At 43.0% G+C, this 26,030-nt stretch carries 21 protein-coding genes; 17 read left to right on the top strand and 4 right to left on the bottom strand.

The window, feature by feature from the left end:
- The first annotated feature begins 126 nt into the window (after positions 1 to 126).
- The 6 genes from C7Y69_RS10065 to C7Y69_RS10040 all read left to right on the top strand — a co-directional run bounded on the left by C7Y69_RS10065 (position 127) and on the right by C7Y69_RS10040 (position 5,292).
- Positions 127 to 1,056: a sugar kinase gene (locus C7Y69_RS10065; protein ID WP_126872612.1), complete on the top strand. Its 930-nt coding sequence runs from the start codon at positions 127 to 129 to the stop codon at positions 1,054 to 1,056.
- Between the two features lie 29 nt (positions 1,057 to 1,085).
- A complete protein-coding gene (eda, locus tag C7Y69_RS10060; protein WP_013782684.1) occupies positions 1,086 to 1,700 on the top strand; it encodes a bifunctional 4-hydroxy-2-oxoglutarate aldolase/2-dehydro-3-deoxy-phosphogluconate aldolase in 615 nt (204 codons plus the stop codon).
- A gap of 195 nt (positions 1,701 to 1,895) precedes the next feature.
- Positions 1,896 to 3,092 (top strand): hypothetical protein, encoded by a 1,197-nt coding sequence (locus tag C7Y69_RS10055; protein ID WP_126872611.1) that lies wholly within the window; start codon positions 1,896 to 1,898, stop codon positions 3,090 to 3,092.
- Positions 3,092 to 3,511, top strand: coding sequence for a hypothetical protein (locus C7Y69_RS10050; RefSeq protein ID WP_013782686.1), 420 nt, complete (start codon positions 3,092 to 3,094; stop codon positions 3,509 to 3,511). Before C7Y69_RS10055 ends, C7Y69_RS10050 begins: the two co-directional genes overlap by 1 nt.
- A 156-nt stretch (positions 3,512 to 3,667) precedes the next feature.
- Positions 3,668 to 4,876: a hypothetical protein gene (locus tag C7Y69_RS10045; RefSeq protein ID WP_260563496.1), complete on the top strand. Its 1,209-nt coding sequence runs from the start codon at positions 3,668 to 3,670 to the stop codon at positions 4,874 to 4,876.
- 11 nt (positions 4,877 to 4,887) lie between these two features.
- Positions 4,888 to 5,292, top strand: coding sequence for a hypothetical protein (locus tag C7Y69_RS10040; protein WP_260563495.1), 405 nt, complete (start codon positions 4,888 to 4,890; stop codon positions 5,290 to 5,292).
- Here the strand turns inward: C7Y69_RS10040 and C7Y69_RS10035 are convergent.
- Positions 5,289 to 7,295, bottom strand: a complete 2,007-nt coding sequence (locus tag C7Y69_RS10035; protein ID WP_126872609.1) for an EAL domain-containing protein — start codon at positions 7,293 to 7,295, stop codon at positions 5,289 to 5,291. The two genes, C7Y69_RS10040 and C7Y69_RS10035, sit on opposite strands and share 4 nt — an antisense overlap.
- A 671-nt stretch (positions 7,296 to 7,966) precedes the next feature.
- Here C7Y69_RS10035 and C7Y69_RS10030 point away from each other — a divergent pair.
- Positions 7,967 to 9,340 (top strand): DEAD/DEAH box helicase, encoded by a 1,374-nt coding sequence (locus tag C7Y69_RS10030; RefSeq protein ID WP_126872608.1) that lies wholly within the window; start codon positions 7,967 to 7,969, stop codon positions 9,338 to 9,340.
- 56 nt (positions 9,341 to 9,396) lie between these two features.
- Here the strand turns inward: C7Y69_RS10030 and C7Y69_RS10025 are convergent, their stop codons facing one another.
- From C7Y69_RS10025 to C7Y69_RS10015, 3 genes are read right to left on the bottom strand one after another with little or no spacing between them, the layout of a single operon-like run.
- Positions 9,397 to 11,841 carry an ATP-binding cassette domain-containing protein gene (locus C7Y69_RS10025; RefSeq protein ID WP_126872607.1) on the bottom strand — a complete coding sequence of 815 codons (2,445 nt, stop codon included), beginning with the start codon at positions 11,839 to 11,841 and terminating at the stop codon, positions 9,397 to 9,399.
- A 43-nt stretch (positions 11,842 to 11,884) separates the two neighbouring features.
- The gene (locus C7Y69_RS10020; protein WP_185864162.1) at positions 11,885 to 14,182 is read right to left on the bottom strand and encodes a M4 family metallopeptidase; all 2,298 of its coding nucleotides are present in this window, start codon (positions 14,180 to 14,182) and stop codon (positions 11,885 to 11,887) included.
- Between the two features lie 43 nt (positions 14,183 to 14,225).
- Entirely contained in the window at positions 14,226 to 15,980 is a 1,755-nt protein-coding gene (locus tag C7Y69_RS10015; protein ID WP_126872605.1) for a PP2C family protein-serine/threonine phosphatase, read from the bottom strand.
- A gap of 544 nt (positions 15,981 to 16,524) precedes the next feature.
- On the opposite strand from C7Y69_RS10015, the gene C7Y69_RS10010 reads away from it, so the two are divergent.
- The 10 genes from C7Y69_RS10010 (at position 16,525) to C7Y69_RS09965 (ending at position 25,959) form a co-directional block, all read left to right on the top strand.
- On the top strand, positions 16,525 to 18,264 hold the full coding sequence (locus C7Y69_RS10010; protein ID WP_126872604.1) for a serine/threonine protein kinase: 1,740 nt from the start codon (positions 16,525 to 16,527) through the stop codon (positions 18,262 to 18,264).
- A gap of 57 nt (positions 18,265 to 18,321) precedes the next feature.
- Positions 18,322 to 19,131, top strand: coding sequence for a hypothetical protein (locus C7Y69_RS10005; RefSeq protein WP_126872603.1), 810 nt, complete (start codon positions 18,322 to 18,324; stop codon positions 19,129 to 19,131).
- An 11-nt stretch (positions 19,132 to 19,142) separates the two neighbouring features.
- On the top strand, positions 19,143 to 19,670 hold the full coding sequence (locus C7Y69_RS10000; protein WP_126872602.1) for a hypothetical protein: 528 nt from the start codon (positions 19,143 to 19,145) through the stop codon (positions 19,668 to 19,670).
- A gap of 1 nt (position 19,671) precedes the next feature.
- Positions 19,672 to 20,040, top strand: a complete 369-nt coding sequence (locus C7Y69_RS09995) for an FHA domain-containing protein (RefSeq protein ID WP_013782697.1) — start codon at positions 19,672 to 19,674, stop codon at positions 20,038 to 20,040.
- Positions 20,041 to 20,073: 33 nt separating this feature from the next.
- A complete protein-coding gene (locus tag C7Y69_RS09990; RefSeq protein WP_126872601.1) occupies positions 20,074 to 20,883 on the top strand; it encodes a MotA/TolQ/ExbB proton channel family protein in 810 nt (269 codons plus the stop codon).
- Between the two features lie 9 nt (positions 20,884 to 20,892).
- Positions 20,893 to 21,690, top strand: coding sequence for an FHA domain-containing protein (locus C7Y69_RS21715; RefSeq protein ID WP_221885330.1), 798 nt, complete (start codon positions 20,893 to 20,895; stop codon positions 21,688 to 21,690).
- A gap of 2 nt (positions 21,691 to 21,692) precedes the next feature.
- Positions 21,693 to 22,511, top strand: coding sequence for a PP2C family protein-serine/threonine phosphatase (locus C7Y69_RS09980; protein ID WP_126872600.1), 819 nt, complete (start codon positions 21,693 to 21,695; stop codon positions 22,509 to 22,511).
- 51 nt (positions 22,512 to 22,562) lie between these two features.
- Positions 22,563 to 24,059, top strand: a complete 1,497-nt coding sequence (locus C7Y69_RS09975) for an FHA domain-containing protein (RefSeq protein ID WP_126872599.1) — start codon at positions 22,563 to 22,565, stop codon at positions 24,057 to 24,059.
- Between the two features lie 22 nt (positions 24,060 to 24,081).
- Entirely contained in the window at positions 24,082 to 24,939 is an 858-nt protein-coding gene (locus tag C7Y69_RS09970; protein WP_126872598.1) for a VWA domain-containing protein, read from the top strand.
- Between the two features lie 90 nt (positions 24,940 to 25,029).
- On the top strand, positions 25,030 to 25,959 hold the full coding sequence (locus C7Y69_RS09965) for a vWA domain-containing protein (RefSeq protein WP_185864161.1): 930 nt from the start codon (positions 25,030 to 25,032) through the stop codon (positions 25,957 to 25,959).
- The last annotated feature ends 71 nt before the right edge of the window (positions 25,960 to 26,030 follow it).

Genomic DNA, 26,030 nt, shown 5'->3' with positions numbered 1-26,030 from the left:
CGATAATCCCATAAAAAAGGGGATTAGGTAAGCGAAGTCTATCTGGAATCAATATTTAGCTGGCCTTCGGATTAAACGGCTACTACGTTAAGTAGACAGTGCATATTAAATTGGAGTCTGTGTAGCATGAGAGTTGGTTTTATTGGCGAATGTATGTCAGAGCTTAGGGAAGCCGAGAACGGCTTACTCTCTCAAGGTTTCGCAGGTGACACATATAATTCAGCAGTTTATATGAAACGTACGTTTCCCCAACATGATGTTTATTACATCAGTGCAGTCGGCAAAGATGCGCTAAGTGATGAAATGGTCATGCATGCTGTCAATGAGGGGATAAATCCACGATTTATTGGCAGGCATGAAGAGAAGCACCTAGGCCTTTACCGTATATACACAGATGATACGGGTGAACGCTCATTTGTTTATTGGCGTTCGGATTCTGCAGCAAAAAGCATGATGCAAACGCTAGATAGCAACGATATTGCCGCAATGACTGCCTTCGACATGGTGTTGTTTAGTGGTATTAGCCTAGCGATAATAAACGAAGAAGACCTTTCGACGTATTTCTCTTTATTAACCCGATTAAAATCAGCTGGCGTTAAGTTAGTTTTTGATATCAACCACCGCCCTTCGTTGTGGAAAAGTAAAGACGATGCTAAGCGCCTTTACGCAAAAGCTTATGAGCTAGCAGATATTATTCTTCCCGGTATTGAAGATTTTAACTTCTTATATGGCATAGACACTATCGACGAAACACTGAAATTTTTGAGTGATTACACCTTCGACGAAGTGATTATAAAAAATGGCAGTGATGCCGTTACCGTTATTAACCAACAGGGCGATATCTCTCAAGTCCCGCTTACGCCAGTTAAGAATGTGGTAGATACAACCTCTGCAGGCGATGCCTTCAACGGCGTTTACCTTGGGGCACGACTAGATGATTCGTCACAAAAAGAAGCGGTCGAGAAAGCATCAAAAAGTGCGGGCTTTGTCATCCAGCACAAAGGCGCCATTGTGGATGCCACCGCTTATAGCCTCTTTAGTAAAAATTTAACCTGATCCTTACGCAAAATTACACAGAGAAAACTATGAATTCTATATCTTCAATTATGGGAGAGCAGAAGCTTTTACCTATTATCCAAGTCAATAACGCAGACGACGGTGTAGATATCGCAAAAGCGATGTATGAAGCGAACTTGCGCACAGTAGAAGTGGTACTTCGCTCAGAAAAATCTGCCGAAGCTATTACAGCGATAAAAGCCGCTCTACCTGAAATGATTGTCAGCGCGGGAACAATTATCGATGAAGCTTCTTTAAAAATTGCTAAAGACGCGGGCGCTGATTTCATAGTGACGCCAGCCGTCACCGAGCGCTTACTCACAGCTTTAACAGCCTGTGGCTTACCTGTGTTACCTGGCGTTTCCACCGTTGCTGATATTGTATTAGCAAGAGAACATGGCTTTCGTGAAATGAAGTTGTTCCCTGCATCTCTATCTGGCGGCGCAGCGTTTTTAAAAGCGGTAGGTGGACTATTTAAAGATACACGTTTTTGTCCAACCGGGGGTGTGTCAGAAAGTAACTACCAAGATTATTTATCCATGAGCAATATCTTTGCTGTGGGTGGAACTTGGGTGGCAAAACCTGAGTGGGTTGAAGCGAAAAACTGGCAAGCTATTACTGATGCATGCCTAGACGTTAAATAGTAAAAGAAATCATCTATTCTACAAATTGCTACCAGGGTGAGGGGTTCACTTTCACTTCTGGTAGCGCATTTTATCTCCCTGCAAAAAAAATCTCTTAACTTACTGCCTAAACTGGCGAAAAGTGGATTTTAGGTTAATAATCACAAGATGCTTGTGATAGTTAATTTACTACTTATTTGCTTATAAGGTTTCCCATTGGTTAGTCGGTTCACACTACTGCTTATAATCGCGAGTTTCACTTCCTTTGGAACCCTCGCCAAAACTTCAAATGATTTACAATTTTCTGGGTTTGCGCGTTTAGTTGGCGGTTACTTATCTACCGATGAAGCTAAGTACGAGGGCTATGATAATTCGGTAAGCTTTTCTGAAAAATCATTGGCGGCGCTGCAAGCCGATTATATTCTCAATGATCACTTTTCTCTTTCTGGGCAGTTATTATGGCATAGCGATGAGACGAGAAAATCAGGTATTGAATGGTTATATTTAACCTACCAACCTAACGCATCTTGGCAGTTTAATCTTGGACAAATACGCACGCCTTTTTTGAAATATTCTGATGTCATAGATGTTGGTTTCGCTTATCCATGGTTAAATGCGCCGCAGCAACTTTACAGCAGCTATCTGTTTTCTCAGTACAAAGGGGTGAATGCGCGTTATTTAGGTTCTTTTAATGAGATCGCCTATTCCGTAGAGGCTTACTGGGGGAACTACAGCGACGAGATACACTCCAGCGGAACGGCTTTTGATGTTACTGTCGATGGCATGTATGGCGGAGTAGTAGAGCTAAGTTACCGAGGTTTTCAATTTCGAACTGCCACTATATATGCGAACGATACCGACACCGATTTAACCGAGTTGGACCCATTAATTCAAGGCTTAAGAGCAGCAGGCTTTTCCGACACTGCAGATATCTTAGATATTGACGGCGGAGCCACCTCTTATTTATTCGGTATCAGTTACGACTCGCTGAATTGGTTTGCTTCTTCTGAATGGATGTCGGTTAAATCAGACTTAGACATTCTAGGCGGTATCGACAGTTTTTATGTCTCTTTCGGTTATTACTTCGATGAAGTGCTATTACATGCCACGGTGGGCTCATCTCGCCAGTCATTGAACGATATTGAAAACACGATACCTGTTGGTATTGCACCGCAACTTGATGCGCTTCATTTCGCTGTGGAGGAAGTAAAAACGTACTTCCCAACGGATGACTTAGACTCATTAACGTTAGGGGCCCGGTGGGATTTTCGAACCAATCTAGCATTTAAAGCGGAAGTTTCACTTTTGAAAGGAAAAGAAGGTAAAACATCGTTTTTTGAATTAGATGTCATTGATTCTGATTTTGACCGGCGAGCCACACTTTATCAGTTAGGTATGGAGTGGGTATTTTAATGTCGAAATCTGTTTTCGCTGTATTCATTATCTCCTTTATCTTTTGTGCATTTGCCCAAGGGCGCGAGCGAGTGGTAGTGGTCGCGCATTTAGCTGATCAACCGGTTTCTTTGAGTAAGGGGGAAATCCGAAATATCTTCATGGGTGGGGTATCGGAATCTAACCTTGCTCCTGTAGAAATTGGGAGCGGCTCCCATATTCGGGTTATCTTCAATACTCATGTTATAGGGCTACCTGAATCTAGAATTCAGTCTTACTGGGCACAGATGAAGTTCAGCGGCAGGAATAAACCGCCCACCAGTGTGGACAGTGTTGACGAGATGATAAGTTACTTAAATGAAAACGAAGCCAGCATTGGTTATTTACCTGAAGGTGTTGAGCTTCCAGACAGTCTCACCGTTATTTTTACAACAGATTAGTGCTAATCAGCGTCGTATCCAGTAGTTTTATAGGCTACGTAAATATTTCCTACTATCTAGACAGGCTGGTGATTGTTGGCGCCTATTCTATTAATTATATAACTAAAACAGCAGCTAGCTAACGTGCCTTGGTCTGCTATTGATATTTACTGAGTTATGACCTGGATGCTGAAATATATCACTGCTGCTTTGCTCACCTTAGCCCTTTTTACCTCTTTTGCGATTGCAGATACCCATCGCGATCTAACGTTCTCTGGGTTTGCTAGGGTCGTAGGTGGTCAGCTCTCCACAAGCGAAGCGTCTTATGCAAATTACGATAACTCGTGGAGCTTTTCTGAAGATTCACTCATCGCACTGCAAGCCGATTATGCGATTAATAGTCAGTTTTCAATTTCTGCTCAGGGAATACTCCACACAGGGGCAGATAGAGATTCAGGATTAGATTGGCTTTATCTTACCTATCAACCTTCATCATCGTGGCAGTTCAATGTTGGACGACTTCGATTACCTGTACTCAAGTATTCCGATGTTATTGATGTAGGTTTTTCTTACCCTTGGCTTAATGCACCTGAGCAAGTTTATAGTCGACGGCTTTTTTATTCAGGTTACGAAGGCTTGAACGTAAGACACAAAACACAATTTAAAAACGTTGGACTAGAGATTGAGGGGTATTGGGGAGATTTTGATGGCGAACTTTTCTCAGGCCAAGACGCCTTTGATGTTGATATCAACGATATTTATGGTGCGGTGCTTTCACTGACTTATGATGGGTTCCATTTTCGCTCGTCTTTTATGAGAGTAACTGAAGTTGTCGATAATAGCGTGCTAATCGATCAATTAGTGGAGGGGCTCACCTCGGCTGGATTCGAGGAACTTGCTGCAAAATTTAGATTAGACGACGGTGTATCCGTTTATGAGTTTGGTGCAGGCTACACGTCACTGGATTGGTTTGTTAGCGCAGAATTAATGTCGGTAGATTCTGATCTTGATGTTTTATCTGGTATCAAAAGCTATTACCTAACACTAGGGCGTTATTATAACTCGTTGTTATTTCACGCTACGATATCAAGGTCACGTCAGGACGAGAACAGTATTGAAAATACCATCCCGTTAGGGGTGAGCCCGTTACTCGATTTATTATCAACCTCAGTTGATTCCATTAATGCTTTATTTCCTACTGATGACTTAGATTCTTTAACCTTTGGTGTTCGTTGGGATTACAGTACTAGCCTTGCGTTTAAAACTGAAGTTTCGTTTTTGAAGGGGAAAGAGGACAAAACATCGTTGTTTTATGTTCCTCCTACAAATGCTGATTTTGATAGGCGCGCAAGTCTCTATCAAGTGGGCGTAGAGTGGGTATTTTGATGCGTTGCTTAGTGTTAATCGTACTCTTATCTTCGACAGTGCTTGCCCATATAGCGCACGCACGTGAACGTGTGTTGGTGGTGGCTAATTCAGCCGAGTCAACGCTTCAGCTTAGCAAAAGCGAAATACGCAATTTGTTTATGGGAGGCTCTCTCGATGGGTTGTCACCCGTAGAATTTGAATCTGGTACCCATATTCGAAAAGTCTTTAATACTCAAGTTATAGGGTTGCCTGAATCCCGAATTCAGTCATTCTGGGCGCAAATGCGATTCAGTGGGCGCAGTAATCCACCTTCGAATGTTAGCAATATTGAAGAAATGGTCACTTTTCTTATAGAACATGAATCTAGTGTTGGCTATTTACCAGAGGGAACATCAATTCCTAATGGACTAACCGTGGTGTATATATCAATTTAGTTTGCTAGGTTTAATAAAGCCTGTTCTTCTTGCGAAAACAAAGCGTCAAGGGGGATAGGTTTGCTGTATAAGAAACCTTGCAAAATGTTGCAACCATTCTCGGTTAAAAAAGCGGACTGTTCGTGGGTTTCAATACCCTCAGCGCATACATTTAAATTCAGGTTTTTCGCCATTTCGATAATGGTGATAGTGATAAGTTCAGAACGTTTTGATGTGCCAATTTGACTCACAAACTGTCGGTCTATTTTAAGCGTGTCGATGTTAAACTCTGTGATGTAACTTAATGATGAGTAACCCGTTCCAAAGTCGTCTAAGGATATCTTGCAGCCTTCTTTTTTAAGCTCGGCTAAAAAGGCATTTGCGATAGAGAAATTATTCATATAAGCCGATTCGGTGATTTCAAATTCCACATTATTTCTGGGTATCCCACCGGAACGTAACCCCTCTAAAATAAACTCGGTCACATGAACGTTTTTTAAATCGTAAGCGGAAAGGTTGATTGAAACTCTAATATCTTCACCATAGTGCTCCGATATATGGGGTATCTCTAAACAAGCTTGGACTATCACCCAAAGCGTAATTTCTGAAATTCTGTCGCTTTGCTCGGCTATGGGGATAAACTCAGCGGGAGAAATATTACCAAGCTCGTTGTCAAACCAGCGCAATAAGGCCTCAAAACCTACCACTTTCCCCTTACTGTTGACTTTAGCTTGATAAACTAAATGGAATTCATCGTTCTCGATGGCTTGAGGAAGGTGAGTAGCCACCTGAATTTTGCGTCTAGTTTCCTCTTGCATCGACGCAGTAAACCAAACGTAACGACCTTTGCCCTCGTTTTTCGCTTTATACATAGCCACATCAGCGTTTGTGACTAACGTGGACGCGGCGTAATCACTGTCGGTAGCGAGAGCAATACCTATGCTAACGCTAGGGTCTACTCGCCAACCATCAATATGATCCAACTTGGTTATTTTACTGATGAGTCGCTTCGCTATTGCTTCTAGTTGTGAGTTCGTAGGGTTTCCCACTAAGATAATAAGAAATTCATCGCCGCCAAGACGACCCACTACGTCGCCATCGCGCATAGCATCAGATATTTCAGATGAAATGCCGCAAAGTAGTTTGTCACCAGCATCGTGGCCATAAGAGTCGTTGACTTGCTTAAAACCATCTAAGTCGAGAAACATAAGTGCAACTTGGGACTTTTCTCTTTTGGCACGAGCCAATTCAATCGATAAGCTCTTCATTAAATATTGTCTGTTGGGTAACCCTGTTAGCGTATCGAAGTTGGCAAGCTTCTCCATTTGAGACTGCTGTCTTTCGAGCAACAGGGTTTTGCGCTTATTAATGTCTATCTGATTTTTTATGTGCAGCATCATGCTATTGAAGCCGCGGCCAAGTGAGGCAATTTCAAACTTGCCTTCTTCCGACACTTTTACATCGTAGTTAGCTTCTTTTTCGACTTTTTTCATTTTCGCAATTAGCGAAGTCAGCGGGGTAAGCAAACGTCTTTGTAAGCGCACAGTCGTTATGACGGTGATGAGAAGAAGAATAAGGACGACAGGCGAGACGAGCCCAATAAATTTCCAGCGATTTTCGGCAAGTGGATGTTGAATGTCGTAGGATAAAACGAGCTTTCCCATAGGAAGATCCACTTCACCAATCGTTTTAATAACAAAGATGTTGTTATTAATGGTGTGAAAGCCATTGTCTAAATGAAGGTAATTAGCTTCATCAACAACCGGAGTGGAAGATGAACCATTATCGATATTGGGGTTACCAACGTAATGATTGACCAATTCACCGTATTCGTTGTAAATACGAGCAAACTCAACGTATTCGTATTTGTCTAACCTGAGCAGCACTTGGGTTTGGTCAAAGCTTCCTGCGCTGTAATTAATGACTGGCAATAAATCCACCGCCATATTTTCAGCCAGAGCATCAAACTGGTAGGCAACAAAATCTTGATACAAGGTTTCGTAAACACGAATAGACAAAGCCATTATCAAAACACTGATAATCGCAACAGAAGCTATAGATGTAAGTGCAATGTCGGAACGAAGACTTTTCAATCAAGAAACTCAAGTTAATTAATAATGCCAGATGTTGTTTAATGCCTAATTATTTTTTATTAGTAAATGACGACGTTAATGCATATAACGAGACATTTAACGATTAGTATAATACTGGCTAATAGATTTCGCTGGCAAAACGCGTGTTAACAACGTTACTAAACTAATTTACCAGTTAAAAATAGGTTTATTGTGCACAATTATGTCGATTTCTTAAATTAATTCAATTAGACACAAGAGTAGTTTTCAATAGACGCTTCTCGCGGATTTGGCGATTGCATAGCGCTATGAACAATGTAATGCGCGCTATAAAGTGAAAGGTAAAGCCACGGCTACGTTACCCATGCCTTCATTGTATGTGAACTTAACGTCGAGGTTAAAAATTAACCTAGCGAGTAAGGTCAAACAGTGGTAGTATGCGCCCGCATTTTGTAGGTACTATTTTAATTTGATAATTGTTTCTGCTTTTATAATTACTATTGCAAGTCCCTCTCGCGTTTCACATTACGAACTTTACCGTTTTACACCTGCTTCAGACTGATAACCCTTCAGCGCAGACCGGTTACGTTGCGTAACCTAATTTTTATTTCCAGGAGTTATCCATGTCTTTTTCTGAGTTGGGCCTAGCTGCCCCGCTACTACAAGCTGTTGAAAAACAAGGCTATACAACGCCTTCACCCATTCAGCAGCAAGCTATTCCCATTATTCTTGAAGGCAAAGACATACTGGCAGCAGCGCAAACAGGTACAGGTAAAACAGCAGGCTTCTCTTTGCCTTTGCTACATCGTTTACTAGATGGCAGACCCGCTGCATCTAATTGTGTTCGCGCACTTATCTTAACGCCAACCCGTGAACTCGCCGCGCAGGTGGAAGAAAACGTAAAATCGTTTAGCGAATTTTTGCCACTTAAAACTGCAGTGGTTTTCGGTGGTGTGGGTATTAACCCGCAAATGAAAGCCATACGTTCAGGTGTTGATGTACTTATCGCCACCCCAGGTCGCTTGCTTGATCTATACCAACAAAACGCGGTTAAGTTCAGCCAACTCGAAACTTTGGTGTTGGATGAAGCCGATAGAATGCTCGACATGGGCTTCATTCATGACATAAAGCGCATTCTTAAATTGTTGCCGACTAAGCGTCAAACTTTATTGTTCTCAGCGACTTTCTCTTCTGAGATAACCACGCTGGCGCAAACGATTACGAACAATCCCGAGAAAGTGTCTACGGCACCTGCTAATACTACCGTTGAAACAGTTCAACAGCATTTAGTGCCTATCGACAAATCTAAAAAAACAGCGGCCTTAATTAGCCTAATTAAGCAAAATGGTTGGAAACAGGTGTTAGTGTTTAGCAGAACTAAGCATGGCGCTAACCGTATTGCAGACAAGCTGAGTAGAGCGCGTATTCCAAGTGCAGCAATCCATGGCAATAAAAGCCAAGGTGCGCGTACTAAAGCGCTGTCTGAGTTTAAAAGTGGCGAAATTGATGTGCTAGTAGCGACTGATATCGCAGCCCGTGGTATCGATATTAACGAGCTTCCTATCGTTATTAATATCGACTTGCCAAACACGCCTGCTGACTACGTTCACCGTATTGGTAGAACGGGCAGAGCAGGAGCGAGTGGTCAAGCTTGGTCTTTTGTTAGTGTTGATGAACTAGACCAACTTAAAGATATTGAAACCCTTATTCAACAACTGCTTCCTCGTCAAGTTATTGAAGGCTTTGAGCCTCAAGCTAAAGTACCTGAAACCACATTGTCAGCGCCTAAGAAGCCAAACAAGCCTAAGCGCCCACGTCAATCTCAAGGTGGCAACGGTAACGGGAATAGTCAAGGCGACAGACCCGCTCGTCGTTCTGGTAGCCGAAACGGACCTCGAGGGCAGGGTAGACCGGGTGGTTCTGGCAAGCCGGGAGGCTCAGGTCGCTCTAACGCTGGTAAACCTAGCTCACGCAGAGCGCCAACCAGCAAAGCATAGTGACTTTGTAGCAGCAGGTAACATTACCTGCTGCTAGTTAGCGGTACACACACGGTTCAAATAAATCGTTTGTCTTTACTACGAAGTGCGAGTAACAACCCGCCAAACGCGAGCACGTTTATTAGCGTAATAGCGATAAGTACACCAGTAAAACTCTCTGGAAACAAGCTCACCATTTCAGTATTGTCATTGTATAAATTAAGTTGCTGCATTGCGCCTTGGGTGGCAAATTCTGTTGCATCACCTTTGTTTGTGGCTGCGGGTGGATTGAATACCCGCACCATAACGGAAGCGGGTATGTCCGCTTTTTCATTCGTCCACTTTTCCAGCTCTCTGGCTGCACCATCCTGAATATGCGCAAACCCTTCAGTTCCCCACCTACCTAACGTAAGGTAACTGAGCAGAACTTTTATATTATTGTCTAGCGGCGCAATAATTCCCGCCAGCATGATTTGCGGCATAAGGGCAATAGGTACAAAAGTCATGACCTTTTCAGTGGTGGTAAATACTGCGGATAGATAGAGGCCAAATAAGGTGGCTGAAACCGACAACAACAGCATAAACAGCGCTGTTGCGCTAACACTCCAAAGTTGTACTTCATTGGCATCCCCATTTACGCTGCGATACGCAAGATGCGTTATAGCGATAAATATAGCCACTTGTATACAAGCGATAATCGACAGTACCGTTAGCTTAGACGCAATATAATTGAAGATATTTAGGTTATACATGCGCTCCCGTTCGTAGATGGGGAGCTCAGAGACTATTTCTTTAGCTGCATTACTTACCCCAAACCAAACCGCAGATACTGCCATCATAAACATCACGCTCACTTGAAGTTTACTAAATATAAAAACAAGTAACCCACCAATAATGAGTGGTTGCGCGAGTAACAAAAGCAAATTTGCGTGGTCATTAATCTTGATATTGAAATAACGCACTGAGAGCCAAAAAAACTGACCAATCAGAGCAGTGTTTGATTTCTTCGCGAGTACTTCTTGCTTTACTTCGAGGGCAGACGCAGGATTTTGGCTAACCCAATGTTGATACCACTGTTGGCCTTCTTCTGGGTTTTTCATCATGGAATACACTTCAATAATATTGTCTTTTTCGAAATGGTTTAGAAGCTGCTTCTTATCACCATAATAGGTTTGATACCCTCCCTTGGATAAAAAGATAACTTGATCAACATAGTCTAAATCGGAGGGTTTATGGGTGACCATGATAACGGTTTGCCCCTTGCTCACTAACCGTCTAATACAGGATAGGAAATCTTCAATGGTCTCTGGATCTAAAGGAGAGGTGGGCTCATCCAAAAATAATATTTTAGGGTCATTGAGCAGTTCTACCGCAATAGATACCCGTTTTCTCTGTCCCCCGGATAGATCACAGACCTTACTTTTTCTTATAGCGTCGGTATCCAGATTTAGACTTGCCAGCACTGTGCTTATTTTATCTTTAATTTCCCGCTTCGTAACATCGTCGGAAATACGCAATTTGGCGGCGTAAAAGAGGGTTCTTTCGACGCTTAATTCCCCATGAACAATATCGTCTTGGGGCACATAGCCAATATACTTTTTGAGCGTGTTGTAATTACTATTATTTAGTTTTAACCCCTGTACGGTAATAGCCCCAGAGGTTACAGGGTTGGCACCGTTTAAGCCTTTCAGTAAGGTTGATTTTCCACAGCCAGAAGGCCCCATTAAGGCAATAAATTGCTTACTCGGAATTTTTAAGCTCATGGTATTTAGGCCAACAACGCCACGGGCGTACACTTTTTCTATGTTATCTGCCACGATAGCGTATTCAAGTTCAACTCTACCGCTTTCAATAGCAAACGTCGTGGTTCCAATGGTGATTTCATCAGTAGTGGAGATACTCACTGAGCCACTAATTTTTTCACCATTTACGAACGTACCGTTGGTGGTATCAAGGTCTTTTAATGTTATCTGGCCATCAGCTAACGCGAGTAAAGCGTGCTTTCGTGATGCCTGAAGGGAGTCGATAACGTAATTGCAGTCGAAAGAGCGACCAATGAGTACTTGCCCACGGGTTAATAGTAATTGATGAAGTTCGTTATTTTCAGAGCCACTATGAGTGACAGGCCCAAGTTGGGGCTGGGAAGTTGTTGGTGAAACCTGTGGTGCTGAAGAATTAGTATGTGAGGTTGTAGAGGCTAAAGTTGAAGAGCATAGCTCGACATGGATGCTGCCATTCGCTAATAAAATCGTACTAGGAAGCTGCACTTCATAAGGTTGACCGCCTACTAGTTTTAAGTCGCCGATGATGCTGCCGTTGGAACTATTATTATCGGTAACAAAAACGCGCCCATCGAGGTAGCGAATAACTAAATGCTGACGGGAGAGTAGTTCGGCATTAACGCTGGCGAAGCAAGTGTCGGAACGACCTATATCGTAGTCCCCATTTTGAGATAAGACAAATTCTGATTCTATGCCTCTAAAAGACACTATTTTAACGCTGACTGCTTGTGATCCTGCCATTTTATTCTCTTTTTAAAATATAGTGACGCTCGCAGTATTACGATTAACTGACTTTAAATACGTAGCTAAAGTCAGCAATACGAAGGAGCTGTCCGTGCTTAATAGGTGCTGGTAAAAAGGCTTTAAGTCGTTCTCCGTCCAGCATGGTACCGTGGGTTGAGTTTAAATCTTCAACCGTAAAGTAGTCGCTATGAGACTTAATTCTTAGGTGACGTCTGGAAATTCGCTCATCTCGAAGTTGCAAGTGCACAAGTTCTAGTGATCTACCAATAACAAACCCTTCACCTTTCGATGCAGTATAAGAAGAAATATTGAGTTTTTGGTTACCCTCAAGGGATTGTAAGTAATAAGGCGAAGCCTGCTGATGCACCTCACTTCCGCTATTGTTAACATTTCCCTTTTGCTGTTTAGATGGCCTGGGAGCAAGGTTGTCCGGCGTAGCATTGAGGGAAGCTGCTGAGTTACCCATTGACGTATTTATTTGCGTATTTTCAGCTGAATAACCTTTGGGGCTTTCGCTTCTGCTATACGCCGGCTTTAATTTAAAAAGCGCTAGCAAAGCAATACAAAGACCTACGCTCCCTAGAATCAAAATTATAACGAGCTGGTCGTTATCGGCTTCGTTATTAGACGTATGGACTCTGTCATTTGTTTCCAAAGGTTCCTCTGCTTTTGGTGGGGGCGTTGTTGGCTGAGGCACAGGTTGTGACTCTTGCTCTGGCTCCGGCGTGGGCTCTGGCGAAGGCTCAGACTCGGATTCGGGAGTGGGTACTGGCTGGGGCTCTGGAACTTCTTGAGGCGGGCTCCATGTTCCCGTCACACCAACTGCATCCATCGCTTGATGTACCGCTACCCACTCTTTTGAGCCTTTACCGTGCAAAGCTTCGGCGGCTAAAGCATACGCAAAGCGAGCATCTTCAAAGTTAGCATTTTGAACAAGTAATTTTGAAGCCGCTTGCGCAACAATGTGTACTGCTGGGTATAATCCTATGCCGGTTACGGTACTTGTACTGGGATGGCGTGGGTGCTGGCCCCCGTTAGCCATTAAAAAGAATGCCATATTCATTATGGAGGAGTTTATATGAACACCGCCTCTGTCTTTCTTTATCGGCCAATTCAGAAAGTCATTCATATGGTCTGGGTAGGCACCCTCTCCAAAACTCAGCGAACTAGGATCGGCTAAGTCCCTTTCTGGGCCTGAAGGCATTCGTAATAACCAATACTCCCTAGGAATTTTAGTTGAATTTGTCTGCTTGTTAGCATGCTCTAACCAAATGCGAAAGGCGATGCCGATTGAGTCGGCTATAGATTCATTCAGCGCGCCTGATTGAAAGGAGTATTCCAGATTACTGCCATTTGAAACAATGCCGTGTGCCAATTCATGCATGGTAATTTCAATGTAGTTAAGGCCCTCTTGCGGCACATATAGCGACTGTTTTCTCGACATCCACATGGCATTGAATACATCTCCATAACACTGAATAGTAGGCATGCCCTTTAAAAAGTGAACGTTGATAAACATATTTAAGCGCAAGCCATTTCCATCAATACTATCCATACCGAGCACGGTATCCATAAACTCATAGGCATTACCTAGTAATGCAAATGCGGTTTCTACAGAATCATCATTACTAGGCGCGCTGCCTTCTGTTCGCGCATGGGTTTTCATTGCTCGCGCTTCAACTCTATCGGTTAACGGTGGGATAAGCGGAAATTTAACTTTGAATTCTTCACAAGCTGCGGAAAAGTTGTTGATTTGGCGGTTCATGACAGTGTGAAATAAAGGCTCCCGGTCCAATTCTCTACCTGTGGTAGCGTTGACAAATACACGTTGAGAAAGAGCGTAACCAAACGTGGTGGTAAACTCTCCTTCAAATTCATAAGCCAAAATATGGTGGCCCTGCGGCGAAGGCCAATATACGAGCCTCGATGTTACATCAGCCCCATTTGCAATGCTTAGTGTTGATAACGCTTGTTCAATATTGAGTGTGGGGGTCGCTGGTTCTGTGGACTTAATATTTCTATGTGACCCCAAGACATAAATAGGTTGATGTCGTGCATTTAAAACCAAACGAGATGCTGAATTAACTACGGGAACATTTTTATGCGTTTGGTTTACTGCAACTATTTTAAAGGAATGTAGTTGCTGCTCTGAAGTGGTGTGAAGTGCGCTCTCTTTACTTAAATTAAATCGCTCTGATAAGACAGTTTTTACCCACTCTTGTCTTTCTGCTTGCGTACTAAGCGTTGATTGCTCTTCCAGTGATTGAGGCGCGCGGTTAATGCCAATTTTCTCCGCGCCTACCGCAGGTGCTATTAGATAGAAGCTAATAAATGCCAAACATATACTACTAGTTTTGGTTCCTATGTACCTTGACTGGCGTTCACTTTGTTTCATCTACAAGGCCTTCAGAAATATGTAGGCTAATTTCTTCAACAATTAAGGCATTACTGCTGTCTAGGAATAGCATTACCTGTTCACCGGTTGCTTTTTCAACTTCAGCGCGCCATACAAGTAAGTAGTTGTCTCCTTTTTTGAAAATGATGAGTTGGGCTTGCTGAAGCATTCTTAATGTCGATTTAACCTCGTCTTGCGCTAACGTAAATGCTTCGTCAGCTGACAGTGCCGGAGAGGTGTCTATATTAATATCGTTAAGCGTTTTGCTATCTATGCTGGCTATCTTGTTTTCACGAACAAGGGTAATTGTTTCGGCCCCATAAACAGGTAAGCCTTTGTAGAACTGCTGGAGTTTAATTACTTGGCTATTACCTATCTCACGCCCGCGGTTGGCTACTTTAAGTTCATCGTCTTCACCTAAGCCGCCTTCTTCTCGAAGGGTTTCCTCCGTTTTCTCGATAGCATCATCTATACTTGATACAGGAATATCTGGAGTACTTCTTCGGGTTTGGATATTACCTGAGTCAGCAGAAGATGTGTCGGTTCCTATGACTTCTTTTGACGACTTTTCACTAGACTCAAGTGGTAAGTTATCCTGTTGCTTAGTCTGACTATTTGAGTCTGAGCGGGGTAGAGGTATAGGCTGATCAGATTCTGTAGGCGGGTTAGCTTCGGAACTGTTAGCATTGCTTGTCTTTTGATGTGGTAGTGACGCACTATCGATGCTGTTAGGTCGACTCAGGAAGTAATATCCTAATGCAATTAGGATGATGAGCACCCCCAGCCCTAGCAGTAATTTGTACTGACTATGTGAAGATTGCTCTACCGTGTTTTTTACCGTGCTGCTCTCTAAGTCACTGTGAAATTGTGTTGAATCAATATTCTCTTCTGTAGAAACTTCAACGCTATTTGATTCATTCTCTGCGGATTCCGGTTTTAGTAGTTCATGCTCGGGCGATTTAAAGTCATATTGTTCCTGGGGCGTTAGCCCTGAACCTGAAGTTTCTTCAGTCCACAGTTTTACTAATATGGCGGTGGTATTGTCATGTTGATTTTTGTTGGCTAATTGCTGCTGTATTAGGGTATCTAAATCCTTGTCGCTTCCAATGTTTTCAATTACTCCCCCTAATGATTGTTGAGTGAATAGCTCCCAAAAACCATCAGAGCAAACCAAAAACACATTACCGCTTGTCTCGTAACGTTCAATTAGGGGGGAAGGGGGCTCACTGCCGCCTAAACTTGAATAAATTTTGTTTTGATCTGGATGCGATGCAATTTCATCATCTGAAATGTCGCCTTTTAATGCATGAAGTTGAGCGAGAGATTGATCTACGGTTCGTTTAACGAAGCTTTCGTTTTCAAACTGGAACGTTCGACAATCGCCCACATGCATCGACATGAAGATACTTTGTGCTAGGTTGACATAGAGCACGCAGACGAGGGATTGAGCTTGTGCGAATTCTTCAATTTGTGAATCTAGAATTGCACTATGTGCGGAAAATGCCAATTCGGTAAGAAAATTTTCGGGTTCTTCAATACTGTCATTTTCATTCCACTTTTGTGTGCAGACGTCGACCACTTTTTGTGCTGCAAACGCCCCCCCTTTATGGCCGCCCATGCCGTCTGCAACCACACACAGAAACTCGCCGTATTGTGATTTTGTTAATACCGCATGAGCATCTTGATTCTCGTCGCGATGACCAATATGACTAGCAGAATAAACGCGAAACTTGTTGTACATATTCTCTTCCTTAAGAAAAGCCGCTATTGAAAAGTCACCGTCGAATCAAGCAACTCAGTAGATTCACTGCAGGCTTTATCTGTTTAAAAGAAAGCAAGAGAAGGTTTGATAACTGGGAGAATTGCTTATGTTTCCCTAAAGAAAAATGAGGAAAAGACAAAAAAGAGGGAGCTGAAAGTAGCATATTTGTACCTGTCCTTGGTGCCGTTGAAGTCGCAATTCATTATTTTTGTAAGTGCGTAGAACAACGAAAAGGCCTAAATACTTTTCACTAGCGCTGCGTAGTATTGATCGTTTTCCATACAAATGCTACTGATCAAAAAATAAACACACTGTGTTTATTTAAAAGATTGATTCGTTATTTTCTTTGGTGTATATCTTTTATTGTTGTTTAAATTTTGATCAGATGATGTGTTTTTAGTGACATCAAAAGATGTTGACAACTGCGCCATTAATTAGAAAGAAAGTTGCACACTAAGGGCAGTATAAAGTGCGACACACAATGCAAATATACAGGTAAGTATTTACCACTGCAGAGGGAAGAATGAGCAGTCAGGTGCACAAGCTCGCGTTACCAGCTGGTACGCAACTTCAACAGTATCAAATAGAGTCAGTCCTTGGGGTTGGTGGGTTTGGTATTGTCTATCAAGCGCGCCACACGCATCTTGATTCCTTGGTGGCCATTAAAGAATTTATGCCGCAGCACTGTGCTACTCGTGATGGTCAGACCGTGTACCCTCTAAGCCAGTCAGACGAACTAGAATTTGAAACCGGTATTCAAAAATTTCTCGATGAAGCAAAGCAGCTCGTCCAGTTTGATGACCATCCCAACATTATTCGCTGCAAAGACTTCTTCAAATACAATGGAACGGCGTATCTAGTAATGAATTTAGAGCGAGGAAAAGAACTCGCTCAGATTCTTAAAGCCCACACAGCACAAGAATGTCCACTCACTGAAGCGCAAATAATAAAACTAATGATACCTGTGCTAGAAGGCTTGCAGTATATACACGACCAAGGTGTATTACATAGAGATATTAAGCCCGCTAATATCTTTGTTCGCTCAAGTGACGAGCGCCCATTGTTGATTGACTTTGGAGCTGCAAAACAAAACTTTGGCCACACGCAGAAGTCTGAAAATCAAATGCAAACTTATGGGTATGCTCCGTTAGAGCAGGTAGGTTCAGAGGGTGATCTAGGCCCTTGGACGGATATTCACGCAGTTGGTGCGATGATGTGGCGAATTGTTCTTAATGCCAACCCTCCCCGGGTTGAAGACCGTACCGCTAAAGTATTGCAAGGCCAAGCAGATCCTGCCCTAACCCGACTAGATGAAGTTAAAGAGCAATTCTCTGAAAATTTTATTAATACAATTAAAAAAGCAATATCAATTCGTATTAGTGAGCGTTTTCAAACTGCTAATGAACTTATAGCTGCGTTACAAGGTGTACCCGTAACACCACAGGTTGGGCTAGACGAACAACAAACTACTCGGTTAGATTCATCGGCCTCAGCGTCTCAGTTTCCACCAAGCTATCCATTGCATGTTGCACATCCGCAGGCCACCGATCCCAATCCTAGTTCACCCAAGTCACATAGCGCATCGGGGCCAAACACGGCAGGGTTTTCTACGTCTCAACCTATATCTGCTAATGGTAACTCGGGGTACAGTCCGGGGCCCGTTCCCAACAATCTTGGGGCGAACGCGAATCAACATCAATCGACAACTCCCCCCACTAAAAATAACTTCAAAATGTGGGTCGGCGCGCTATGTGCGGCGGTTGTCGTTCTGCTAGGCGGCTTTTATGGCTTACAGGCAACCAAAAGTAGCACTGCTTCTAATCAGATTTTGGTAAACGAAGAAATCGATATTATTTACTCTTTGGTCACCAAAGCAGAGATGGATAACGACAGCAATACTATTGAAAACCGCATGCTATGTGCAATGGAAGAAATCGATGATATGGATGATGCTGGAACGAGAAATATTGAGCTACTTCGTTCTGGCATTGAAAACCGAACACTAAATATTGAAAAGAATTTAGCGAAAGCCAGAGAACGGGCTGCCGATTTAGTATCTCGTCATCAATCAAACTCACAACATATTAATAATGTCTTCGACGAAGTCATAAAGTCGAGTAAACAAAAAGGGAAGTACGATAAAGCAGAATACCTAGCGTCGTTAAAGTTACTTGTCCAAGAAGCTTCTAAATTAAATGAAAAGAGCGAAGTCATTGAGTTACTAGAAAAACGAATAACCGTTGCTCCTAAAGCTTGCGGTTAAAGCCAGCCTAGAAATACGAACTTGAAAGACGTTTGTCAATTTAATAGGGATTTAAAAATGAATACGTTAAACAAAGTAGTACCAGTGACCATTGCATGCTTACTCATGACAGGGTGTGCAAATACAGCAGAAAGCTTGATGGGGGCTTTAACACCAGAAAGTAATCAAAGTAACACTAGCGAAGGCGGCATGGACTTCAGCTCGTTTGACGTAAGTTCGCCCGTTGAAGAGTTGGGTAAAAAAGATATTAGTACTTCACGAACGGTGGGCCAAATCATCGGTGCGATTGTGGGCGGCTATGCGTGTTATAAGAAATTTGGCGGAAATAAATTGCTTATGGCTGGTTGTGCTGGCATTGGCGGTATTGCCGGAGATCAGTTAGGGAAATATATAGGTGAAGCGATTGCAGTTAGACGTATGAATTATGCCAGTAACTATGAGTTTCTAGAGTCAGAAATAGAAGCGTCTGAAAATGCGATTCAAACCCGAGAAGAAGAGTTAGCAAAAACTAAGCAAAACATTTCAACGATGGAAGAAAGAATTGATTTACTTAAAAGTAAAGCATCACTCACTGAAGCAGAAATAGCAGAGGCACAAGCATTGCTTGCGGAAGGTAAAGCTTTACGGGCTGAAAATCAACTACTCGAAGACCGCTATACCGATACGCTTTCATATTTGAACAGTGCACTTGAAGACAGTGAAGAAGAAATTGCGTCACTCACCGAAGATAAAGCCAAGACACAAGAGGCCCATGAGGAGTTACTTGCCAAGCGAGATCAACTTTCCATGCAACTGGCTGCCATCCAAACTCAATCTTCCCAATTAGATGAGCAAAACACTGCACTTAACAGCTTAATTGTAGGTTAAGGAGCCACGAAATGAACAAGTTATATAAATTAGGTGTGGTGCTACTTAGCATAGTAGTAGTGGGGTGTGCGGTTTCGGCAGATCCCACAGAACAAAGTACTAGTGATCGTATCTGGGCGAGTGTAAGTGGCTTAGATGAAAAAACTATTGCGAGTATGCAAGAGAAGCTCGATGGGTTAAATAGCCGGGTGAAGGGAATCGATGAAGAAGTTGATTACTATATGAGCCAGCTTTACTTGGTCAAAAAAGAGCTGTCTAGCTACGAACTTACCGAGCAACAACTCACCGATTTACAGTTGGAAATTGAGGAAGTTGAAAAGCAAACCTTAGCATTGAATCAGAAGAATAAAGACAGTGCACTACTCATTGAGCAAAAGAATGCACAACTACAGGAGAAAGAGGGGAGTAAGGATGAACTGGTTGAAGACCTAAGGCATTTAGATTCGCAAATTAATAGTGTTGAAAGTCAAGTCGGCATTGTTTCTACCGGTATAAAAGACATTGTTGCCATGCGAACCCGATATGCGTTGGAAGAGTGATATGGCGTTTGCAACTTACACAGTAGGTAGGTCGAGCCAAGCTGATATCTGTATTGCCGACCCGAGTATTTCTCGCATTCACATGGAAATAACTGTCACCAATGACGGGCGCTACTTTTGCGCAGATCGTATGTCGACTCACGGCACTTTTTTAAAAAAAAACGGCGAATGGAAGCCGCTTAAGCAAGGCTACATAGACGGAGCCGATTCCCTCGTGTTGGGAACGAAAAAAATTAAGCTCAGTAGCATTATAAATTCGCCCGCAGTGGCTGGCTTTTTAAAGCAAAAAGAAGTGAATGAAGATGTCGAGCCTATGTCATTTAAGCCTATTCGCAACACTGCTACGGGTGAAATTGAATCGTCCTCGTAAATAGCTAACATGAAACATGGATTGGTAAACGTTATGAATTTATTGGAATCAGACGAGCAGAAATATCGGGTTATTGTGGCTTTAGTCGCCATATTTATCACCATATTTGTGGTTGGCGTATTTGCATTAATACTTCCTGTCAGCGAAGCCAAAACCGGTCAAATAAACGTGGGCGACGTATTGTTCGATCGCAGCAGTGGTATGTTTCCCGCTACCTTACAAAACCTAATGTGGCTCATGTTCTTTATCGGGCTAGGCGAAATGTGGGTTAGGCACAATCGTTCAGCCAAAGAGTTAGAGCAGCTTAAGCTTTATATTTTGCCTGAAGAAGACGACGTTATGCTGAGGGCGAAAGATCTGGTACCTATTTATACCGGTATATGCGAGCGCAAAGTTGCTCAACACTTCTTTGTTCAACGGCTCACCAAACGGGTGATCCTGCAATTCCAAGGCAGTAATTCAGCCGACCAAGCCAACTCCTTAATGAATTCTAGCCTTGAGTTAATGCAGCATGAAATAGAGCTCAAATTTAATATGTTGCGATACCTTGTGTGGTTAATACCTACGCTGGGGTTTATCGGTACTGTGGTGGGTATTGCTTTAGCTTTATCGTCGGCGGCAGACATGCCCGATGTATCAGACACAGACGCGATTCGTGAATGGTTAGGGTTGTTGACCACAGATTTAGGCTTAGCGTTTAACACCACGTTAGTGGCGCTGATCATGTCTGCGGTATTGGTTTTCTTACTGCATATAGTGCAGGCCAGAGAAGAAATGGCACTTAATAGTGCCGGTCAATATTGTATGGATAATTTAATTAATAGACTTTACGAAAACAAATAGAGGTGCACCATGGCGATTAAACGAGGCCCAGATGGCGTTCCAGTTGATATGCCTTCAGTCATAGCTCCTGGAGGTACAGCTCCTAAAGGTACGGCTCCAACCGAACCTGAAACGCGCGCGAGTGGTATAGGTAGCAATACCGCTAATGATGGGCCAACGGTTACCACACCTTCTCCCACCAATACTATGCCATCAAGTACAAGGCCTTCAAGGCCTGCAACGTCTGGTTTAATATTTGATGAACCTTCAACAACTCCAGCCAACCGCCAGCATACGACATCACCTGCTGAGACCGTTGATATTCGAGAAAACGCTGAAATATCAGAACACGATGACATTGATGCACTACCCACTGTGGTAGGGGGAAACAGAAGACCTAGTGCGCCGCCAGTCAGTACGACTGAAACCGCCGCGCAGTCACCACATTCTATGCCTGACCCTATGCAAGACCCCATCTCTGGTTGGCTTGTGGTGGTAAAAGGGCCAGGTAAAGGGCACTTTTTAAAATTGGGCTTTGGTCAAAATAGTATTGGGCGAAGTGCATCTGAAAGAGTCAGTGTTGATTTTGGTGATGGGCAAGTATCAAGGGCTAATCATGCCACTATCTCTTACGATCCTAGGGGTAACCAGTTCTATATTCAGCCGGGCTCAGGTACCAATATGACCTATTTAGATAACCAGCCTTCGCCCGTACTGCAGCCCATGATATTACCTGCTTTTAGTCATATTTCTATTGGTGAAACCACATTGAGGTTTGTGCCTTTGTGTGGCGAAAACTTCACTTGGGAAAGTATGGAAGAGGATTAATCATGTATTCGGTTCAGGTGGCGTGGTCTCAAATAATTGGTGCTCGAAAAAGCCAACAAGACAGTGCCTCAGTAGTAACTTGGCCTAACGGTTTCCGGTTGTTGCTGTTAGCTGATGGGATGGGGGGGCATGTTGGAGGAGATATCGCCAGTAGCTTGGTTATCGATACATTCAAACAGCAATTTATTGAAAGCGATGAACAGGATATTAAGCAGCGTTTAATTAACGCGTTAGATGCGGCCAACCTTGCTATTTATCATCAGGTAAAAGAAAACCCTGAGTTATCAGGTATGGGGACCACGTTAATAGCGGCAGTTTTTGATGGCTTACATCTACAGTGGTTAAGTGTAGGAGACAGCCCAATGTGGTTACTGCGTAACAAAACGTTGGTGCGACTTAACGAAAACCATTCTATGTCGGAAGTCTTGGCTAGAAAAGTGGAGTTAGGCGAAATATCAAGCGAGGAAGCAAGGACATCACCGGTTCGCTCTCAATTACTCGAAGCAGTAATGGGCGGAAATATTGAACGGGTTGATGCGCCGGACGATTCTAGAGAGCTTAAACCAAATGATTTGCTTATTTTGGCTAGTGATGGGGTGGAAAGTTGTAGTGATGAAACCATTATCGGGGTATGCCAACAGTCTTCAAATGATAGTGCTGAGCTAACAATGGCACTGTTAAATGCGGTTAAAGCACAAGAACGACCCAAGCAAGACAACGCGACGCTTATTGTCATGCAGGTAAAAGAACCTGTTGTAAATGAGCCCGCTACGGTGCAGCCGGAAGCGGGTGAAACATTAGAAGAGCCATCTACCCATTAACTAAATCAACTGATAGATAAATTGAGGAATACGCTTGTGTATAGAGTAGGGATGTTTATTACACTTTGGGTAATTTTTACTTTGCCATCCTATGCCTTTACTACCGTTCCTATAGAGGTGCTTGATGATGGAAAAGTAGAGCAAACAGGCATTGCTACGCTGGTTGCAAACGAAACCATCATCATCAACCAAAAACTGCTGGCGCAAGGCAATCAGTATGTCGTCACCGACCCTACCAGTAAGGCAAAGTTGATAGCTGACCTATCAGCAAAAGATGAAAGCTTAGACTTAGCTATTCTACATGTGAATGGACTATCGGGTACCCCTGTGGTGGTGGCGAAAGAGAATACTGCCATTGGTAGCAAAATCTATTTGGTGAAGCTAAATGGACTCTCTACGGCAGGCACTCTTCACTCCATACTTCCTGTAAATAAAAGCCACCCTGAACAGCGCTGGCAGCATACGGCATTATTAACTGAAGGGGAGTTTGGTGCGCCGCTAGTGAACAACTGCCAAGAGCTATTAGGCGTGAGTGTTAGCGATACCAAAGGGGTATTCGACAAGCGCCTTAAACTGTCTTCATCATTTTCAGCCGCAACCAACTTAAGAACGCTAACAGCGTTCCTTACTAAGCACAACATAGATTTCACAGAATCAGAAAATAGCTGTTTGTCTGAAGCTGACCAACTGGCTGCGTTAGAAGAAGAGAAGAAAAAGCAGCAAGCAACACTTGAGAAGCAAGAAGCGGAACGCAAAGCGGTGGAAGAAGAGCTTGAAAAGTTAAAGAAGGAAGCGGAAGCAAAGAAAAAAGCGCTAGAAGAAGCTAAAGCTGATACGACCCGGCAAGATGCAGAACGTCAAAAGGCCGAAGAGGCACTAGAAGAAGCCAGGCAGCAAACTATTGAGCAACAGAAAAAGCTGGAAGATGCTGAAAAAGCGATTAAAGAACAAGAAGAAAAAGTAAAAGAAACCGAAGCGAAGAGTAAACAAAAAGAGCAGGAATTCGAAGAAGAAAAGAAAAGTGAGCAACAAAAACTTATTTACTATGCAATTCCAATCATTCTAGTGCTGATTGTGGTGCTTATTGTTTTAAGCCGCCGTAGAAAAAAACTGCTTGAAGTAGAGCAAGAGGCCTCGGAAAACAAGCAACAACTCTCGGCAGAGAAAGCCAAAGTGGCATCGGCACAAGAAGCGCTCAGTATGGCGTCGGCAACGTTCGACGACATTATTCTAGATGGCAAAGATGAAGCAGGTGGTGAGCATCGTATTAAAGTTATTGGGTCTACTTTAGCCAGAACCGAAGGCGGCATATTAATAGGCCGTTCAGCACAAAAAGCAAACTACGTTATTAATGTGCCGGGTGTTTCAAGAGAGCATTTAAACGTTATCTTGATAGACAATAAGGTAATGATTGAAGATTTAAGCAGCGTAAATGGGACTGCCATAAATGATAAAGACTTAGCGCCAAACACGAAGGCCGAACTAAAAAATGGCGATACCCTTCGAATAGGAACGGTGACTTTTTCTGTCCATTTTTTACCGTCTTAGCTGAAAGAACAGGTGAAACCAAATGAAAGTGCGTAGCAGGGAAGTAAACGTATTTAGTATGTCGGCATTAGACTTATTTGCGTCTGCCATGGGCGCTTTTATGTTTTTAGCCATCATCGCACTGCCGTTTTTCCCCAATACGGGAGATTCAGCTGAGCGAGTGGCCGACATTAAAAGCGAGCTTAAAAAAGCGGAAGCGCAAATTGCCGAAGAACAAAAACAAAAAGCGGAGATAGCAAAGCAAAGGGATGAAGTTCAAAAGAAACTAGACGAAGAGCAAAGCACATCTAAGATATCTTTTCCTACCATGGATATGGTAATTGCGCTTGATACAACCGCTAGCATGGATAAACAAGTTAAGGGGCTGAGGGCTGAAATTGTCGACATCGCCAATTTGTTGATGAAGTTATCCCCTGATGCGGCACTTGGCGTCATTGATTTTAAAGACAGATGTGAGCCAAGAGGGGCAATAAAAAGTCACGATATCATTAAGCTAAATACGAGTTCAGTTAATCAGTTACAACGTTTTGTGAATACCATGCGCGCTGGTAGTCATAACTGTAACCAAGACGGCGAAGAAGCGATAAATCTTGCAATGAACAAAGCATCAGCATTGAAGTGGCGCGCCTCATCTAAATCAAAAACCATTATTTTTATTAGCGATAACGGTGCCTACGCTAGCGTTTCTTCACAAGTATTAGGTCAGGCGAGTCGGTTTAATCAAAGTGGTGAGAAAAGCCAAGTTTCAACGGTTTTCGTGCCAACTCAGAATGCCCTCGGACGTGCCTACTTAAAACAACTAGCAGAGACTGGGGGCGGTAAGTTTGTCACTGGTGGCGGATCTTTTGTAGGGACCGTGCTGTTGGCGCTAGCTGAATGATTGCCTTACTGTGTTGGCAAACGATTTTTAGCGCTGCATTAATGTCGAGGCTTTATGAAATTACGTAACAGGGAAGTCAACGTATTCAGCATGTCTGCACTTGATCTGTTTGCCTCGGCAATGGGGGCATTCATGTTTTTAGCCATTATTGCACTGCCTTTTTTCCCCAATACGGGTTCTTCTCCCGAATCTATAAGTGAAATTAAAAAAGAACTTGATGCGGCTAAAGCCGAGTCCACGCAGACCAAAAAAGAGTTAGCTTCAGCGCAAAAAAGCTTAGAAGAAGCCAAGCAAGAACTTGCAGAAGGCATAAATAAATACCCGATAGAGTTAGTGATTACCATTGATATCAGCGGCTCGATGGCAGTGCCTTTGCAGAGATTAAAAGATGCCATTAAGCGGCTCACCATTGAAGTGCCCAAAGTTACCCGTGAATTTAAGATTGGTGTGGTGGCCTATGGTGGAGATGGAAAATTTATCACTGTCCCAAGTGTTGTTATCACAAAGACGTCAAGAGAGAGGTTTATTCAACAGATAGATGCCCTTGAGCTCTTGCCTGGCGAAACCGATGTGCCAGAGGCGGTATCGAATGCCATGGCGATGTTCTCACCACCCAATGACAAAGTGCGCAAAGCTTACGTACTTATCGGTGATGTAGGTCCCTATGAAATGATTGGCTCTCGAAGCTTTGATATTTATGCAATATCTGAGGCTCAGGCAAACAGGTTAATTAATGCAGGAAGAGGCGTTCAGGTGAGTAAAAACTATGAGACTGAAATTTTAAATAGTATTGGCAGTTTTATATCGAGCAATAAATTACGTAGTGTAATGGCCATGTACACAGGTAACGCAACCCGCCGTGGGGATGCGTCGTATAACGTTATCGCACTCACTAAACCCCATAGCATCCCGTTCTTCAAAGCTGTGGCAAATGAAGGTGGCGAAGACAACGGGCATTATTCAGAAGAGCCTTCAGAGATGCTTTCTATGCTGCTTATTGCAGTATTAGCCGCGTCCTAATAACGCGGCTAGCACGCAATAACAAAATTGTAATAAGTAGCATTGAGAAATATGAATGAGCTGGCTGAAGA

Origin of the sequence: Alteromonas sp. KS69, from assembly GCF_003989595.1 — a bacterium.
Lineage (GTDB): Bacteria > Pseudomonadota > Gammaproteobacteria > Enterobacterales > Alteromonadaceae > Alteromonas > Alteromonas naphthalenivorans.
Note: the sequence above shows the minus strand (reverse complement) of the source record. Positions and strands in the feature narration are given on the sequence as shown.

Bases quoted from the DNA above. Each gene is read 5' to 3' on its own strand.
- C7Y69_RS10065 (WP_126872612.1), top strand. From the start codon at position 127: ATGAGAGTTGGTTTTATTGGCGAATGTATGTCAGAGCTTAGGGAAGCC.
- eda (WP_013782684.1), top strand. From the start codon at position 1,086: ATGAATTCTATATCTTCAATTATGGGAGAGCAGAAGCTTTTACCTATT.
- C7Y69_RS10050 (WP_013782686.1), top strand. From the start codon at position 3,092: ATGTCGAAATCTGTTTTCGCTGTATTCATTATCTCCTTTATCTTTTGT.
- C7Y69_RS10045 (WP_260563496.1), top strand. From the start codon at position 3,668: ATGACCTGGATGCTGAAATATATCACTGCTGCTTTGCTCACCTTAGCC.
- C7Y69_RS10035 (WP_126872609.1), bottom strand. From the start codon at position 7,295: ATGGCTTTGTCTATTCGTGTTTACGAAACCTTGTATCAAGATTTTGTT.
- C7Y69_RS10030 (WP_126872608.1), top strand. From the start codon at position 7,967: ATGTCTTTTTCTGAGTTGGGCCTAGCTGCCCCGCTACTACAAGCTGTT.
- C7Y69_RS10025 (WP_126872607.1), bottom strand. From the start codon at position 11,841: ATGGCAGGATCACAAGCAGTCAGCGTTAAAATAGTGTCTTTTAGAGGC.
- C7Y69_RS10015 (WP_126872605.1), bottom strand. From the start codon at position 15,980: ATGTACAACAAGTTTCGCGTTTATTCTGCTAGTCATATTGGTCATCGC.
- C7Y69_RS10010 (WP_126872604.1), top strand. From the start codon at position 16,525: ATGAGCAGTCAGGTGCACAAGCTCGCGTTACCAGCTGGTACGCAACTT.
- C7Y69_RS10005 (WP_126872603.1), top strand. From the start codon at position 18,322: ATGAATACGTTAAACAAAGTAGTACCAGTGACCATTGCATGCTTACTC.
- C7Y69_RS10000 (WP_126872602.1), top strand. From the start codon at position 19,143: ATGAACAAGTTATATAAATTAGGTGTGGTGCTACTTAGCATAGTAGTA.
- C7Y69_RS09995 (WP_013782697.1), top strand. From the start codon at position 19,672: ATGGCGTTTGCAACTTACACAGTAGGTAGGTCGAGCCAAGCTGATATC.
- C7Y69_RS09990 (WP_126872601.1), top strand. From the start codon at position 20,074: ATGAATTTATTGGAATCAGACGAGCAGAAATATCGGGTTATTGTGGCT.
- C7Y69_RS21715 (WP_221885330.1), top strand. From the start codon at position 20,893: ATGGCGATTAAACGAGGCCCAGATGGCGTTCCAGTTGATATGCCTTCA.
- C7Y69_RS09980 (WP_126872600.1), top strand. From the start codon at position 21,693: ATGTATTCGGTTCAGGTGGCGTGGTCTCAAATAATTGGTGCTCGAAAA.
- C7Y69_RS09975 (WP_126872599.1), top strand. From the start codon at position 22,563: ATGTTTATTACACTTTGGGTAATTTTTACTTTGCCATCCTATGCCTTT.
- C7Y69_RS09970 (WP_126872598.1), top strand. From the start codon at position 24,082: ATGAAAGTGCGTAGCAGGGAAGTAAACGTATTTAGTATGTCGGCATTA.
- C7Y69_RS09965 (WP_185864161.1), top strand. From the start codon at position 25,030: ATGTCTGCACTTGATCTGTTTGCCTCGGCAATGGGGGCATTCATGTTT.